17 protein-coding genes are annotated in these 14,931 nt (G+C 65.5%); 14 read left to right on the top strand and 3 right to left on the bottom strand.

The window, feature by feature from the left end; all coding sequences use genetic code 11:
• Positions 1 to 56: 56 nt before the first annotated feature.
• From Q7V31_RS08545 to Q7V31_RS08485, 13 genes are all read left to right on the top strand, one after another.
• Positions 57 to 1,133 (top strand): GlxA family transcriptional regulator, encoded by a 1,077-nt coding sequence (locus tag Q7V31_RS08545; protein ID WP_304733647.1) that lies wholly within the window; start codon positions 57 to 59, stop codon positions 1,131 to 1,133.
• A complete protein-coding gene (locus Q7V31_RS08540) occupies positions 1,108 to 1,788 on the top strand; it encodes a DJ-1/PfpI family protein (protein WP_304733646.1) in 681 nt (226 codons plus the stop codon). The genes Q7V31_RS08545 and Q7V31_RS08540 overlap by 26 nt, the downstream gene beginning before the upstream one ends.
• Before the next feature lie 12 nt (positions 1,789 to 1,800).
• The gene (locus Q7V31_RS08535) at positions 1,801 to 2,418 is read left to right on the top strand and encodes a DJ-1/PfpI family protein (RefSeq protein WP_304733645.1); all 618 of its coding nucleotides are present in this window, start codon (positions 1,801 to 1,803) and stop codon (positions 2,416 to 2,418) included.
• A gap of 39 nt (positions 2,419 to 2,457) precedes the next feature.
• The gene (locus Q7V31_RS08530) at positions 2,458 to 3,480 is read left to right on the top strand and encodes a hypothetical protein (RefSeq protein ID WP_304733644.1); all 1,023 of its coding nucleotides are present in this window, start codon (positions 2,458 to 2,460) and stop codon (positions 3,478 to 3,480) included.
• A 59-nt stretch (positions 3,481 to 3,539) separates the two neighbouring features.
• On the top strand, positions 3,540 to 4,505 hold the full coding sequence (locus Q7V31_RS08525) for an alpha/beta hydrolase (protein ID WP_304733643.1): 966 nt from the start codon (positions 3,540 to 3,542) through the stop codon (positions 4,503 to 4,505).
• A 140-nt stretch (positions 4,506 to 4,645) separates the two neighbouring features.
• Complete coding sequence (locus tag Q7V31_RS08520; RefSeq protein WP_304733642.1) at positions 4,646 to 5,524, top strand: crotonase/enoyl-CoA hydratase family protein; 879 nt, start codon at positions 4,646 to 4,648, stop codon at positions 5,522 to 5,524.
• Positions 5,524 to 6,132 carry a TetR/AcrR family transcriptional regulator gene (locus Q7V31_RS08515; protein ID WP_304733641.1) on the top strand — a complete coding sequence of 203 codons (609 nt, stop codon included), beginning with the start codon at positions 5,524 to 5,526 and terminating at the stop codon, positions 6,130 to 6,132. Before Q7V31_RS08520 ends, Q7V31_RS08515 begins: the two co-directional genes overlap by 1 nt.
• 63 nt (positions 6,133 to 6,195) lie before the next feature.
• On the top strand, positions 6,196 to 7,113 hold the full coding sequence (locus tag Q7V31_RS08510) for a thioesterase family protein (RefSeq protein ID WP_304733640.1): 918 nt from the start codon (positions 6,196 to 6,198) through the stop codon (positions 7,111 to 7,113).
• Entirely contained in the window at positions 7,110 to 8,003 is an 894-nt protein-coding gene (locus tag Q7V31_RS08505) for a thioesterase family protein (protein ID WP_304733639.1), read from the top strand. Before Q7V31_RS08510 ends, Q7V31_RS08505 begins: the two co-directional genes overlap by 4 nt.
• A gap of 54 nt (positions 8,004 to 8,057) precedes the next feature.
• A complete protein-coding gene (locus tag Q7V31_RS08500) occupies positions 8,058 to 8,978 on the top strand; it encodes an acyl-ACP thioesterase (protein ID WP_304733638.1) in 921 nt (306 codons plus the stop codon).
• Between the two features lie 16 nt (positions 8,979 to 8,994).
• Positions 8,995 to 10,170 (top strand): acyl-CoA dehydrogenase family protein, encoded by a 1,176-nt coding sequence (locus Q7V31_RS08495; protein WP_304733637.1) that lies wholly within the window; start codon positions 8,995 to 8,997, stop codon positions 10,168 to 10,170.
• 79 nt (positions 10,171 to 10,249) lie between these two features.
• Positions 10,250 to 10,438 carry a type II toxin-antitoxin system HicA family toxin gene (locus Q7V31_RS08490; RefSeq protein ID WP_304733636.1) on the top strand — a complete coding sequence of 63 codons (189 nt, stop codon included), beginning with the start codon at positions 10,250 to 10,252 and terminating at the stop codon, positions 10,436 to 10,438.
• 18 nt (positions 10,439 to 10,456) lie between these two features.
• Positions 10,457 to 10,858 (top strand): type II toxin-antitoxin system HicB family antitoxin, encoded by a 402-nt coding sequence (locus tag Q7V31_RS08485; RefSeq protein WP_304733635.1) that lies wholly within the window; start codon positions 10,457 to 10,459, stop codon positions 10,856 to 10,858.
• A 3-nt stretch (positions 10,859 to 10,861) separates the two neighbouring features.
• Here the strand turns inward: Q7V31_RS08485 and Q7V31_RS08480 are convergent, their stop codons facing one another.
• From Q7V31_RS08480 to Q7V31_RS08470, 3 genes are read right to left on the bottom strand one after another with little or no spacing between them, the layout of a single operon-like run.
• Positions 10,862 to 11,785, bottom strand: a complete 924-nt coding sequence (locus Q7V31_RS08480; RefSeq protein WP_304733634.1) for an alpha/beta fold hydrolase — start codon at positions 11,783 to 11,785, stop codon at positions 10,862 to 10,864.
• 4 nt (positions 11,786 to 11,789) lie between these two features.
• Positions 11,790 to 12,962: an alpha/beta fold hydrolase gene (locus tag Q7V31_RS08475; protein WP_304733633.1), complete on the bottom strand. Its 1,173-nt coding sequence runs from the start codon at positions 12,960 to 12,962 to the stop codon at positions 11,790 to 11,792.
• A complete protein-coding gene (locus Q7V31_RS08470; protein ID WP_304733632.1) occupies positions 12,959 to 13,783 on the bottom strand; it encodes an enoyl-CoA hydratase/isomerase family protein in 825 nt (274 codons plus the stop codon). The genes Q7V31_RS08475 and Q7V31_RS08470 overlap by 4 nt, the downstream gene beginning before the upstream one ends.
• A 165-nt stretch (positions 13,784 to 13,948) precedes the next feature.
• On the opposite strand from Q7V31_RS08470, the gene Q7V31_RS08465 reads away from it, so the two are divergent.
• Positions 13,949 to 14,929, top strand: coding sequence for a sodium-dependent bicarbonate transport family permease (locus Q7V31_RS08465; RefSeq protein WP_370690639.1), 981 nt, complete (start codon positions 13,949 to 13,951; stop codon positions 14,927 to 14,929).
• The last annotated feature ends 2 nt before the right edge of the window (positions 14,930 to 14,931 follow it).

Raw genomic sequence — 14,931 nt, 5'->3', positions numbered from 1 at the left:
GAAAATGCGTGTCATTTGTCATTTCCGCCAGAAGGTACCGGGCTTAATCTGGCTCCATGACCAGCGCCACCAAATCAAGTCCCCGCAATCCCACCCAGGTCCCCCGCCGGGTGATGATGCTCGCCTACGCCGACGCCCAGATTCTCGACATTGCCGGCCCCTTGCAGATTTTGAGTACGGCGCTGCTGCCTGATGGCCGCCCGGCCTATGCGGTCGAACTGGTCTCGGTCGAACCCGGCCCCGTCTCGACGACGAGCGGCCTGGTGTTGCATGCCGACCGGGCGATAAGCGACCTGACATTGGCCGATCTCGCGACACTCGACACCTTGATGGTGACGGGCGGGCTCGGATCGCGCGCGGCGATGGAGGACGAGCGGCTCCTCGGCTTTGTCCGCAAGGCCGCCGGGCCGGTTGCCCGTGTCGTTTCGATCTGCACCGGCGCCATCATCCTCGCTGCCGCTGGCCTTCTCGACGGCCGCCGCGCCACGACGCATTGGGCATATGCGCCGGCCATGCGCCAGCGCTTCCCCGCCGTGACCGTGGAAGAAGATGCGATCTATGTGCGCGACGGCAAGTTCTGGACATCGGCCGGCGTCACCGCGGGCATGGACCTCGCGCTGGCACTGATCGAGGAGGATCTCGGCCGCGACGCGGCGCTGCTGATCGCCCGTCATCATGTGATGTACCTGATGCGTCCCGGCGGCCAGTCGCAATTCTCGGCGCAACTTGCCGCCCAGCGCGTTGCCGACACGCGCCTGTCGCGCGTCTGCGCTTTTGTCATCGAAAATCCGCGTGCCGATCTCTCGGTGCCGGCGCTTGCCGCCCGCGCCGCCATGAGCGAACGCAGTTTTGCCCGCCGCTTCGCCGAAGAGACCGGTATCACGCCCGCGCAATTCGTCGAGCGCGCGCGTCTTGACGAGGCCTGCCGCCACCTTGCCGGCAGCGATTTGTCGCTCGACGCCGTTTCGGCCGATGCCGGTTTCGGCGCCGCCGAGCGCATGCGCCGCGCCTTCATTCGTCATCTGGGTGTGACACCCGGCCGCTACCGCGAACGCTTCCGCACCGCCCGGCGCGACCCCGCGCCTTCAAATCAGGGAACCTCGATCAATGCGCATCTCCATTCTTCTCTATGACGGCTTCACCATGCTCGACGTGGTCGGCGGCTATGCCGTTCTCGGCTGGCTGCCGGGCGCCGAGGTTGAATTCGTCGCCGAACGGAAAACCATCATCGCCGACGATCTCCGCTCCGGCGGCATGGCTGCATGGCGTGACTATTCGGAAGTCGAGGCGACCGACATTCTCTATGTGCCGGGCGGGCCGGGCGGACGGCCGCAAATGACCAACGAGGCGACGCTCGCCTTTGTCCGCCGGCTTCACGAAACCTCCAGCTGGACTTTCGGTGTTTGCAATGGCGTGGAAATTCTCGCGGCCGCCGGCATCCTGAAGGGCAAGACGGTGACGACGAACTACTACGCCCGCGAGTCGGTGGCCTCCTTCGGTGCGCATGTCGTCCCCGACCGCTATCGCCGCGATGGCAAGATCGTGACGACGGCAGGCGTCTCGGCCGGCATCGACGGAGCGCTCTATCTCGCGCGCATCATCGCTGGCGAGGACACGGCGAAGACCATCCAGCTCGGCATCGAGTATTATCCCCATCCGCCCTTCAGCTACGCCTCGCCCGACGAGGTGCCCGATCCGATCCGCGAGGTAATCCGCGTCGCCGAAGAATCGATCCTGTTTGAGCGCATGAATTCGATACCGCCGCGCTTCGCCCAGCCGTCCCTCTGAGGAGAACGCGCCATGTCCAAGAACCGCACCATCGGCATCTTGATCTTCGACGGCGTCGAGGAACTCGATTTCGTCGGCCCCTATGAGGTCTTCACCATGTCGAACGAGGCCCATGGGTTCGAGGGTCGCGAGCATCCCGACACCGTGTTGCTGATTTCGGAGACGGGCGGTCCCGTCACCGGCGCCAAGGGCATGCGCGTCGAGGCGCATGTGTCGATCACCGATGCACCGAAACTCGATCTGCTGCTGGTGCCAGGCGGGCAGGGCACGCGCCGCGAGGCGGAGAACGAAAAGCTGCTCGGCTGGATCGCACAGCATGCCGCCGCCGAATGGGTGACAAGCGTCTGCACCGGCGCGCTGCTTCTCTGTGCGGCCGGTCCGGCGCGGGGTAAGCGCGTTACCACCCATTGGGGTTTCATCGAGCAGCTCCGCCAGCGTGGCGAAGCGTTGGAAGTGCTCGAAAACATCCGCTATGTCCGCGACGGCAATGTCGTGACCGCGGCCGGCGTCTCGGCCGGCATCGACATGGCGCTCTGGCTCACCGGCCAGATGCACGGGCAAGACCATGCGCGCCTGACGCAGCGCTTGATGGAGTACGACCCCGCGCCGCCCTATAGCGCCGCCGTCTGATTGCGCTATCCTCCCCCCGAACAAGTGAGGGAGGACGGGATGGCAGCGGCCAGCGAAGGAGAACTCAACGCTTGGCGTGCGAGCGCGGAGCTTCATCAGCGTTACCTGACGGGGCTGATCCTGCGCGCCGTCGTCTTCAAGGGCGAGGCGGCGGGCACCGAACTCAACTTCCGTACCTTTCAGGCGCAGCACCGCGAGAAATTTCTGGCGGGCTACAAAAATCTCGGCCTCGACAAGCTGCCGCCCGCCGTCGCCTGCGCGCAATATATCTATCTGGCAAACCATGTCGGCGGCGTGAAATGCGAGTTCATTCCTGAAAGCGACCGCAAGGCCTGGGTGCGCTACCTGCCGCCGCGATGGATCTGGGACGGCGCGGCGATCTGCGCGGTACCGAATGAAACCAGCATCGCCTTCATGCGTGCCTTCCATTCGCAGGTCGGCGTAACGCTCGGCAATCCCAATCTCGGCTTCGTCTGCACCAACATCACCACCCGTATCGACCCCTGCCTCGAAGGCTATTTCATCGAGGAGGAGCGCCCGCTGGCGGCGGATGAACGCCTGCGCTTCCGCTTCGAGGAAAACGGCCCGGATGTCGACCCTGCGAAACTTCCCCATGTCGAGTGGTCCGAAGAGCGCATGGTCAAGGCGAAGCGCAACTACGCCGTGCAATATATCCGCTCGATCCTGCCCGCCGCCGTCTCGCTCTTCGGCGAGGACGAGGCGCGGAAACTCGGTTGGGAAGCCGGCCGGCTGATCGGCATGCAATGCTACGATGCGACCTCCGCATTGATCGGCGTCGCGCGAAACGACGCCGCCGCCTTCGCGCGCTATCTCGGCGCCATGCTCGATGCCGGCGGCGACAAGGCAGATGTGGACGGCGCCGAGGTATCGATTTCGACATGGCGCATGATGGAGGGCAGGGAAGGCGTCACGCCTGCCTGCTTCGACGCCTGGAACGCCCTTTGGGAAGGCGCGCTCGCGGTCCACAACCGCCATCTGAAGCTCGAAGTGACCTCCCGCATGGACAGCGGTGATGCCGCCTGGGCCTGGCGCGTCCGATAGACGATCCACCGGAAATCCGCTCTACTTCGCCAAAAGAAACGCGAACACTGAGGGGACACATGTCAGGCAGCAATTCATTCGACCCGAAGCTTTTCACCGCCGAGGCGATTTCCGCCGAAACGAAAGCCATCAACGACGCCATTATCAAGGCGATGGACGGTGCCCCCGACTGGTGGGACATCGGCGCGCAGGAAGTGCGCGACGCCCGCGCCCGCGGCGAAGGTCCGTTCCCGCTGGCGCCGAAATCGCCCCGCGCCCGCACGATCGAGATCGACGGCAAGGGCGGCAAGATCGCGCTGCGCGTCATCGCGCCCGACAATCCGAAAGGCGTCTATCTGCACATCCATGGCGGCGGCTGGACGCTCGGCGCCGCCGACCAGCAGGACCCGCTGCTCGAACGTATCGCCGACAGGGTCGGTCTCGCCTGCGTCAGCGTCGAATATCGCCTGGCGCCCGAACATCCCTATCCAGCGGGCCCGGACGATTGCGAGGCTGCGGCCGTCTGGCTGGTCGCCAACGCAAAAAAGGAGTTCGGCACCGACAGGCTGACCATCGGCGGCGAAAGCGCCGGCGGGCATCTGTCGGCCGTCACCATCTTGCGCATGCGCGACCGCCACGGCTATGCCGGCTTCAAGGGCGCCAATCTGGTTTTCGGCGCCTTCGACATGACGATGACGCCGAGCCAGCGCGCTTTCGGCAACGAGCGCCTGATCCTGCGCACGCTCGACATTGAGAAATTTTCGGAAGCCTTCCTGAAAGGCGTCAAGGACAAGCGCGACCCCGATCTCTCGCCGCTCTATGCCGATCTGAAAGGCCTCTGTCCGGCGCTCTTCACCGTCGGCACGCGCGACGCGCTGCTTGACGATTCGCTGTTCATGTATACGCGCTGGATCGCGGCCGGCAACGAGGCTGAACTCGGCATTTATCCGGGCGGCGCTCATGGCTTCGTCGCCTTCCCCGGCGCACTCGCCGCCGCCGCCAACGCGCAGGCCGACGCCTTCCTGAAACGCGTCACGACGGCCTAAACCCCGAACTGACATCCCGGCATCAGCCGGGGTCCACGCGCGGCGCAGCATCCGCCGCGCATCGCCAACCATCCAATAATTGAACAATGTTCAATTTTACGATATATGTTTAATAATTAACCGGAACCGGGAGGAATCCGATGTCTTTCGAACACATCCTCTATGAGCGGCAGGGCCGCATCGCCACCATCACCCTCAATCGTCCCGATCGCCTCAACGCCATCGCCTCGGGCATGCCGCGCGAGCTGGCCCGCGCCGTTGAACAGGCGAATGACGATGACGACGTGCATGTGATCGTGCTGACCGGTGCCGGCCGCGCCTTCTGCGCCGGCTACGACCTGAAGGACTTCGCCGAGAGGCCGACAAGCAATCAGGGCGCGGGCACGCCAAAGGGCGATACCCGGCCCTGGGACCCGATGGTCGACTTCAACATGATGCATGCCAACACGCGCGATTTCATGTCGCTCTGGCGCTGCCACAAGCCGACGATTGCGAAAGTGCGCGGCTTCGCGGTCGCCGGCGGTTCCGATATTGCGCTTTGCTGCGACATGGTGGTGATGGCCGAGGATGCGAAGATCGGCTATCCGCCGGCCCGCGTCTGGGGTTGCCCGACCACCGCCATGTGGGTCTATCGCCTCGGGCCGGAGCGCGCCAAGCGCATGCTCTTCACCGGCGATCTGGTGACGGGCGCCGAGGCCGCCGCCATGGGCCTCGTCCTTGAGGCCGTGCCCGACGCCGATCTCGACGCCCGCGTCGATGAACTGGCGAACCGCATGGCCGGCGTGCCGCGCAATCAGCTGATGATGCAGAAGCTGCTGGTCAATCAGGCCTATGAAAACATGGGCCTCCAGACGACGCAGATGTTCGCGACGCTGTTCGATGGCATCACCCGACATTCGCCCGAAGGCGTCTGGTTCAAGGAGCGCGCCGAACAGGTCGGCTTCCAGCAGGCGGTGAAGGAACGCGACGGCGGCGGCCCGATCGCCGAAGGCGCCTCCCGTTCGACGTACAAATTCTGATGGCAGCGCCTGCCGCCGAAAAGCGCCGCACGGCGTTGCGCGACCACAAGCGCAAGGCGATCCTCGCCGCCGCGCGCCGCGTCTGCGATGAAGGCGGGCCGGAGGCGCTGACCATCCGCGCCGTCGCCGCCGAAGCGGGCTATGTGGCGGGCGCCGTCTATTCCTATTTCGCCGGCATCGACGAATTGGCGATCGCGCTGACCGCCGAGGAGCTGGGGCACCTCGCCAGACGGATGCGCGAGGCAGCGGAGAAGGCGGCATCGCCCGCCGACGCGCTGGCCGCCGCGGCGTATGAGGCGCTGGCCGCTACTGCCGGTAACACCCCGCATGTCCGCCTTGCCGGCCGGCTGATGTCGGCCGAAGCGCTTGATCCCGATCTCAGCCGCGCCGTCACCGGCCGCGTCATCGCGGTGCTCGAAACGCTGGGCGGCCCCTTGCGCGCGGCAACGGGTCTTGAAGGCGCCGCTGCCCACCGCGAAATCCTCTGCCTCGCCGCCTTCCTGATCGGGCTCAGGGTGCTCGAAGGAACGGGCCGCCTCGCGGCGCTGGGTTTCCCTGCGGAAGACCTGTTGGCGCACCGGCTGGCGGCACTTCCCGCGAAGGGCTGACCCATGACAAGCGGCGGCGGCCCCCCTATGCTGCGCCACCCGCCATTGAACTTCCAAGCAGGCATGACCGAATTTCTCGATACGTTTCGCGGCACCGTGAACACATGGGAGTGCGACGAGGTGGGCCATATGAACGTGCAGTTCTATGTGGCCCGCGCCTCGGACGCGGCTTTCTGGCTGCGCCATGCGCTGGGGCTCGCGCCGTCGCAAGTGCGCGCCGAGGGCCGGGCCATGGTGGCGCTGGAAGAGCATTTCCGCTTTCACCGCGAACTCCGGGCGGGCGACCTGATGCATATGCGCTCGCGGCCGGTGAAGCTGCGCGAGCGAACGCTGGTGAGCTATCACGAGCTATTCAATTCGGCTTCGGGCGAGACCGCGGCAACCATCGTCGCCGTCAGTGGCCATTTCGATCTCGAGAAGCGCAGGCTGATCCCCTGGCCCGCCGAAGCGCATGACAAGGCGGCGCCTTTCCTCGCGCCTCTGCCGCCGCATGCCGAACCGCGCAGCGTCGCGCGCGAAGTGCGTATTGCGCCGTTGACACTTGCGGAGGCGGAAGCGCGCGGCTTCATCGAAATCTATCGCGGCGCCGTCATGCCCTGGGAGTGCGACGATTTCGGCCACATGAACTCACGCTTCTACATGGCGCGGTTTTCGGACGGTGCCGGCCATCTCTGGCAGGCGCTCGGCATGGACAAGCGTCACATGCAGGAAAAGCGCCGGGGTACGGTGGTGCTCGAAATGCGCCTGAACTATCTGCGCGAGGTCCGGTCCGGCGCGATGCTGATCGTCCGCAGTACGCTGACCCGCCTCGACGGCAAGACGCTGACCTTCGCCCATTTCATGTTCGATGCCGAGACCGGTGAAACGGTCGCGACCGGCGAGGCGATCGCCGTGATGCTCGATCTCGATGCGCGAAAGACCGTCGCCTTCACCGACGAGGAGCGCGCACGTCTCGCGCCGCAGGTCAGGGCGCTCGCATGACCGGCATGATCGACACCTATCGCGGCTATGTCTCGATGCAGGAATGCGACGAGATGGGCCACATGAACATCCAGCACTACATCTCGAAGAGTTCCGACAGCTCCTACAATCTGCGCGTCGCGCTGGGGCTGGCCGCACTCGACCAGCCGCAATCGGGCCTTGGCTATGTCGCGCTCGAACATCACATCCGCTTTCACCGCGAATTGCGCACCAGCGATCTGGTGACGATCCGCTCCGGTATTGTCGAATTGCGCGACAAGACGATGCGCATCTATCAGGAAATGCGCGAGGTGCTCGACGACCGGCTGGCCGCGACCTATGTCGTCGATACCGGCTGCCTCGATCTGGCGACGCGCCGCCTGACGGCCTGGCCCGGCGAAACGCGCCGCCGCGCCGAGGCGATGAAAACCGCTCTGCCGCCCGAAGCGCTGCCGCGCGCGCTGCCGCCCGAAGCGCTCTCGCGCGACGTCTCGCTGGCCCGTGCCGATGCCGACGGCATGGTCGAAACCAACCGCTCGGTCGTCAACACCTGGGAATGCGACACCAACAATCACATGAATGCGCGCTTCTTCATGGCGCGGTTTTCCGATGCGCAGGGCCATATGTGGGCGCATGCCGGCCTTGGCCGCCACGAACAGGCCGCCCGCGGTCTGGCCACGGCAACCGTCGAAATGCGCCTCGCTTATTTCCGCGAATTGCGCGCCGGCGAAACCATTGTCGTGCGCACCGGCATTCTGGGCGTCGAAGGCAAGACGATCCGTTACCGCCACTGGCTTTTCTCGGGCGACACTGGCGAGCCCGCTTGCGCCGCCGAAGGCGCCGGTCTCCTTTTCGACAGGGCGAGCCGCAAGGCCGTGGCGCTGCCCGAAGCGCTGCGGGCGCGCGTCTGATCGCCCCTTCCCATCGACACCCCGAAATCGAAACAGAAAAAGTGGAACAACCGAATGAGTGAGATGATCGAAGTGGCCCGCTCCAGCGTCCAGACCTGGGAGAGCGATCAGATGGGCCACATGAACGTGCAGTTCTATGTCGACAAGGCGGGGCAGGGGCTTGCCGCGCTGGCGCTGCATCTGGGCCTTGGTCCGCGCTTCGCCCGTGCCGACGGGGCGCGCTTCTTCGTCCGCGATCATCATGTCCGTTTCCTGCGCGAGCAGCGCCCCGGCGCGCCCTTCTTCATCCGCGCCGGCATTCTCGAGCCGCGCGATTTCGGCCTGCGCGTCTATGAGGAGATGGTCAACACGGTTTCGGGCGAGGTGGCGGCCACCTTCATCGCCGAGGTCGAGTTGCTGGATGGGGAGAGTCGCGAGGTGAAGCCGCTGCCGGCAAAGGCCAAGGCGGCGGCAAAAGCGCTCGTCGTCGACCTGCCGGTGCATGGCAGCCCGCGCGGTCTCGACATCTACACGCCGCGTCCCTCGCCGAAGCTTGCCGAGGCCGATGCCATGGGCATGGTCCGCACCTGGCAGGGCGAGATCGACGCGTCGCAATGCGACAGCCACGGCTTCCTGACGATCCGTCATTTCATGGGCATCGTTTCCGACGGCATTCCCAATCTGCTGGCGCAGACAAGCGGCGCCGACCGCTCGAGGACGCCGACGGTGGGCGGTGCCGCGCTTGAATACCGCTTCGTTTATCGCCGCCATCCGCGCGCGGGCGATGTGCTGACGCTCCGCAGCGGTCTCAAGAATGTCGGTCCGAAAATCTACACCTGGTGCCACTGGCTCTTCGATCTCGAAACCGGCGAGGCGATCGCCACCGCCGAAGCGGTCGCCGTCGCGCTCGACCTGACGACGCGCAAGGCGATTGCCATTCCCGACGAAATGCGCACCAATCTGGAATCGCTGGTGATCGACGGTCTCGGCGTCTGATCGGGGGAGGGCAGCCATGGCGGGATTTCTGCGCGACGAGTTGACGGCGGACGAGGCGACCTTGCTCGACCAGGCGGCCGCTTTCGCCCGCGAGACGGTCGCACCCAACGCGGCGGCCTGGGAACGCACCCGCCGCCAACCCGTCGAGGCCTTGCGCGCGGCCGCCGCGCTCGGCCTCGCCGCGCTCGAAGTGCCGAAGCAAGCGGGCGGCCCCGGCCACCGCTACATGGTCAAGCTGGCGCTTTGCGAGGAAATGTCGCGCGCCGACATGGCCTTCACGTTTTCGCTGGTCAACACGCATAACGTCGCCGCGCGACTGGCGCTCTCGCCGACGGCGCGCCATCGCGAGGCGCATGTGCCGGCGCTGATGAAAGGCGAAATCTTCGGCGCCACGGCGCTGAGCGAGCCCGGCGCCGGCAGCGACTTTTCGGCGATCCGCGCCAGCGCTGTCAAGACCGCCACCGGCTGGCGTCTCAACGGCGAGAAGGGCTGGATCACCAATGCCGCCATCGCCGATCTCTTCATCACCTATGTGCAGACCGATCCTTCCGCCGGCTGGCGCGGCATCGCCTGCTTTCTGGTCGATGCGCGCCGCCCGGGCTTCCGCCGCGCCGAATCCTATGCGCTGATGGGCGGCCATGCGATCGGCGCCGGCGGCTTCGCGCTCGAGGATTACCTCGCCCCCGAGGACGACATGCTGGCCCCGCCCGGTGAGGCGTTCAAACTTGCGATGAAGGGCGTCAACGGCGCCCGCGTCTATGTCGCGGCGATGTGCGCCGGCATGCTCGCCGCAAGCCTCGAAACGGCGCTTGCGTATGGCGCGGGGCGCCAGGCCTTCGGCAAGAAGCTGACCGAACATCAGGGTCTCAACTGGTCGCTCGGCGACGTCGCCAACGATCTCGAAGCGCTGCGCGGGTTGACGCTGGCCGCCGGCCGCCTGATCGATAAGGGCGGCGACGCCGTGATGGCGGCGGCGCATGCGAAAAAATTCGCCGGCCGCGTCACGCTGCCGCGCATCGCCGACTGCATCCAGACGATGGGCGCGGCGGGCCTGCGCGAGGAACACGGCCTCGGCCGCCACCTCGCCTGCGCCAAACTGGCCGCCTATACCGACGGCAGTACGGAGATGATGAACGAGCGCATCGGCGCGGGGCTGTTGAAGGCCTATGGGCCGGGTCATCGGCCTGAATAGTGTTGTGTATATATAGGCATAAAAATTTCTTGAATGTGGTTGAGGTTGTGTATATATAAGCACAATTCGGAGCGGAAAGATGGAGCGCAACAGCCGCAAGCTGATCCGGATGCTCAAGGATGACGGCTGGGAGCTGGTGGCGACGCGCGGCGACCATCATCAGTTCAAGCACCCCGTCAAAAAGGGCCGCGTGACGGTCCCGCACCCGAACAAGGACATACCGGCGGGAACCGTCCGCTCGATCTACAAACAGGCCGGTTGGCTCTGAGCCCCGGGGAGAAATGAAATGCGCTACGTTGCGATGGTCCACAAGGAAGAAGACACGGGCTATGGCGTCAGCTTTCCGGATTTCCCGGGCTGCATCGCCGCCGGCGACACGCTGACGGAAGCGCTGGTCGATGCCGCCAACGCGCTCGCCTTCCATGTCGCCGGCATGCGTGAGGATGACGGGCCGATCCCGGCGCCGCGCGAACTGGACGAGATCGTCGCAGATCCGGAACTGGCGGAAGATCGCGAGGGTGCATTCCTGACGCTGGTACCGCTGATCGAAGATCGCGGTGTCTCGAAGCGCGTCAATATCTCGCTCGATCCGGGATTGCTTGAGGCGATCGACGAGGCCGCGAAAGACCGCGGCATGACGCGCTCGAACTTTCTTGCAAGTGCCGCGCGGCGGGTGCTGGTCGACTGAGAGCTAGCGCCCCTCCCGCTCCAGCCGCGCCGCGAAGGCGCGCACTTCGGCGATGACGAGGTCGGGAAATTCCATCGGCAGGAAATGCGTCGAGCCCGGCACCTCGGCGACATGGGCCTTGCGGTCGCGCGCGCGCATCAGCGTCGGGAAGGGCGCCCGGCAGGTCGAGCCCTCGGCGGCATAAAGAAGCGCGAAGGGCACGCTGAGCTTCGCCACCGCGCGATTCATGTTGTGGCCATGGGCACGAAAGTTCGCAGCTTCCCATTCGGGCGCGCAAAGCAGTTCGGCCTGTCCGTCTTCGCGGATGCGCGTGCCGCCCTCGATATAGTCGGCCAGGAATGCACGCGGCCAGGTGCGAAAGGCGCCGCGGCCGAAATAGCGCTCGACCGCCGTGTCGCGACTCTCGAACACGGCGCGCCGCCGTTCGGCCCCGTCGGCCAGCGACATCGGCCCGCCCTTGCGCCCCGTCAGCCGCCACAGCGCCATCATGTAGCGGAACATCGGCGGCGTCATCACCGGGTCGATCAGCACCAGTCCGCGCACCAGATCGGGCCGTTCCGAGGCCGCCATCACGCTGGCGGCGCCGCCCATCGAATGCCCCATCAGAATGACTTTCCGGCCCGTCGCCGCGTGGAAATCCTCGGCCATCGCAATCAGGTCGTCGCGATAGACATACCAGTTGCGATGTTTGGCCGGGTCGGCCGGGAGCGTCGTGTGGCCGTGCCCGCGCGCATCCCAGGCGCGGATGTGAAACTGGTCGGCCAGCGGCCCGAGCAGTTGCTTGTAGGTCGCCCCGTTGAACCCATTGGCATGGGCGAAATGCAGCGGCGCTTTGCCCGTGCCGTCATCCCATTCGAGAAAGGAGATCGCGCCACCCGCCCGCGCCAGTTCGCGGCGCACAGGCGCCGCCTTCGCAACAACATTCATCAACTCAATCCAGCAGTTTCTTCTTGCGCAACCATCCGGCAACCAGCGCCACCGCTTCGGCCATCTTGTCGGGCTGCCCTATATAGTAATGTGTCGCGCCCTTGACGATGTGGAATTCCTTGTCGTCATGCGCGACGCCGGCAAAAATGCGCGCCGCATGAGAAGGCGTGCAGGCATCGTCGGCGCTGTTCTCGACCACCAGCACCGGCACCGAAATGTCGCCGGCGCATTTCGGCCCGTCGGCGCGGCTTTCCCGGTACGACCATTGCGACAGCCACGCCCGCAGCGAGCAATAACGCGCCAGCCCCGCCGGCATCATGTTGACGATTTTCGGTTCGCCCATGAAACACCAGTTGGGTCCCTTGCGATCATTGGCGTCGATCGACAGATCCATCCAGCGCGGATCGGCCATCGTGCCATGCACCACGAAACAGAATTCCTCATGGGCGCGTCCCGCCCGTTTCATCGCCGCCAGCTTGTCCTTGACCCAGCCATCGATCCGCTCCGAACGCGCAATCTGCGCGGCGCGAAAGCGCGCGACAAAGGCATCCGTGTAAGGCGGCTGGTTGGGGTTCTGCGGATTGTAGAGATCGAGCTCGACATCGCGGTCGTCCGGGTCCTGCTCGTTGCGGATCGACGGGTCGAGCCATTCGGTCAGCGTGATGGCGCGGCTGACATGCGCCGCAAGCTGCAGCACCGCATCGGCCGGGATCAGCTTCGCCCCGACGATGTCGACCGCATCGCCCGCCGGCGTCGCAGTGATCCAGGGTTTCTCCGCTTGCGACTGATAGAACATCGACAGCGACCCGCCGCCCGACCAGCCGGCCAGGATCACCTTTTCATAGCCGAGCTTCTCCTTGGCATAACGAATGTAATGCCCGAGATCGAGCAGCACCTTCTCCATGATCAGCGCGCTGTCGTTATGCGGATAGCGGCTGCCGCAGGTGAGACAGGGAATGCCGGCCGCCGCCAGCGCATTCGGCATCGGCAACAGGTTCATCGTTCCGGTCGGATGCATGAACACCAGCACGGTTTTTGAATCGACGCCTTTCGGCTTCAGGTGCTGGCCCTCGACGACGACGGTGTCATGCGCCCCGGCATAGGTTTCCTTGAAGGCGGCCTTTTCCTGCCAGTGCAGGAAGAAGGGGACGCGTTCGACTTCGTAAGGCGCGCTCATTCGGCGGCCCGCGTCGCGGCCTTCTTGAAGTCAGGCTTGCGCTTGTTGAGAAACGCGTCGACCGCTTCGTGATGCTCCGGCGTCGTCCAGCAGATTTTGAGCGCATCGGTCTCGCGCTTCTGGGCGAGCTTCAAATCGGTCTCGCTGGCATTCTGCGTGATCAGTTCCTTGGTCATGCGCAATTGCCGCGACGGGTTCTCGGCCATGAGGTTCGCAATCTCGAATGCCTTGTCGAGAAGTGCGGCCTGCGGCACCACATATTCGCACAAGCCTTTCTCGCGTGCCTCTGCCGCCGGATAAAGCCGCGCCGTCAGCATCATCTCATTGGCATGACCCCAGCCCATCCGCGCGACCAGGAAATGCGACGAGGCGAGTTCGGGCACGATCCCGACCTTGACGAACACCATGCCGAATTTGGCTTCCTCTGCCGCGACGATGGTGTCGAAGGGCAGGATCATCGTCACGCCGATGCCGACCGCCGGGCCGTTGACGGCCGCCACCATCGGCTTCGAGGAGCGCACCAGTTCGATCCAGTCGACGCCGGCCGGCATCCCGCCCGAACCGCCGGCCGTGTCGTTGCCGGGGTCCTTGCCGTCGAGCCGCGTCTTGAAGGTCGCGTCCATGTCGGCCCCGGCGCAGAAGCCGCGGCCCGCACCCGTCATCACGATGGCGCCGATATCCGGATCGTCATTGGCCGCCATGATCGCATGTGCCTGTTCTTCCGCCATGCGCGGCGTCCAGGCATTGAGCTTGTCGGGCCGGTTGAGCGTGATCAGGCATATCGCCCCGCGCTTTTCGACCGTGATCTGGCTGTAGTCCATCTGACCGTCCTCCCGGCATTTCTTCTTGGCCGAAGTCTAGGCAGCCCCCGGCACGCCCACAAGGGAGCGCCCGCTCCGCCAGCCTGACGCTGCGTCCGCCGGGCGCTGCGCCGATGGCGGGTTTCGTGTAAAAGGAAGCGCCATCAGCTGCGTGGAGTCCGTCTCTTGTCGATTCTCGATCTTGCCCTTCAGAACATCGTCTCGCCGATGGTCCTGTTCTTCGCGCTGGGCGTTGCCGCAGCGCTGGTCCGCTCCGATCTCTCGGTGCCCGAAGCGGCAGCCAAGCTGTTGGCGCTCTATCTGATGCTGGCCATCGGTTTCAAGGGCGGCGCCGAAGTGGCGAAATCCGGCGTCGATGCGGGCATGGCGCTGACCATCGGCGCCGGCATATTGCTGTCCTTCTCGATCCCGGTCATCGGCTTTGCGCTGCTGCGCCTGACGACGCGGCTCTCCACCGTCGATGCGGCCGCCGTTGCCGGTCACTACGGCTCGATCTCGATCGTGACATTCGTTGCCGCCACCGAGGCGCTGAAAAGCCTTGGCCTTGCCTATGAAGGCTATCTGATCGCGGTCGCCGCGGTCATGGAAACGCCGGCCATCATTGCCGCACTTCTGCTGGCCCGCCGCGGCGCCCCGGCAGAGGCCGGCGGCGAAAGCACCTCGGCGCTGCTGCGCGAGGTCGGCACCAACGGCTCGGTCGTGGTGCTGGTCGGCTCCTTCCTGATCGGCTGGGCCACGGGGGCAGAGGGCATGGCCATGATTGCGCCCTTCATCGTCGATCCCTTCCGCGGCATCCTCTGTCTCTTCCTGCTCGACATGGGACTGGTCGCCGGCCGCGGCCTGCGCCAGGGCGGCAGCAGCCTTTCGCCGGCGCTGATCGGTTTCGGCATTTATTTCCCGCTGCTCTCGGCGGCGCTGACGGGCCTGCTGGCACTCACGCTCGGCCTCTCGGTCGGCGGCACGGCGCTGCTGATCACGCTGGCGGCGTCGGCCTCCTATATCGCGGTGCCGGCCGCCATGCGCCTGGCGCTGCCCGAGGCCAATCCCGCCATCTATCTGACGCTCTCGCTCGGCGTCACCTTTCCCTTCAACCTGACGCTCGGTATCCCGCTTTATGCGGCGCTTGCCCAGCGCATTGCCGGATGAGG

It is taken from the genome of Parvibaculum sp. (genome assembly GCF_030651915.1).
GTDB lineage: Bacteria > Pseudomonadota > Alphaproteobacteria > Parvibaculales > Parvibaculaceae > Parvibaculum.
Note: the sequence above shows the minus strand (reverse complement) of the source record. Positions and strands in the feature narration are given on the sequence as shown.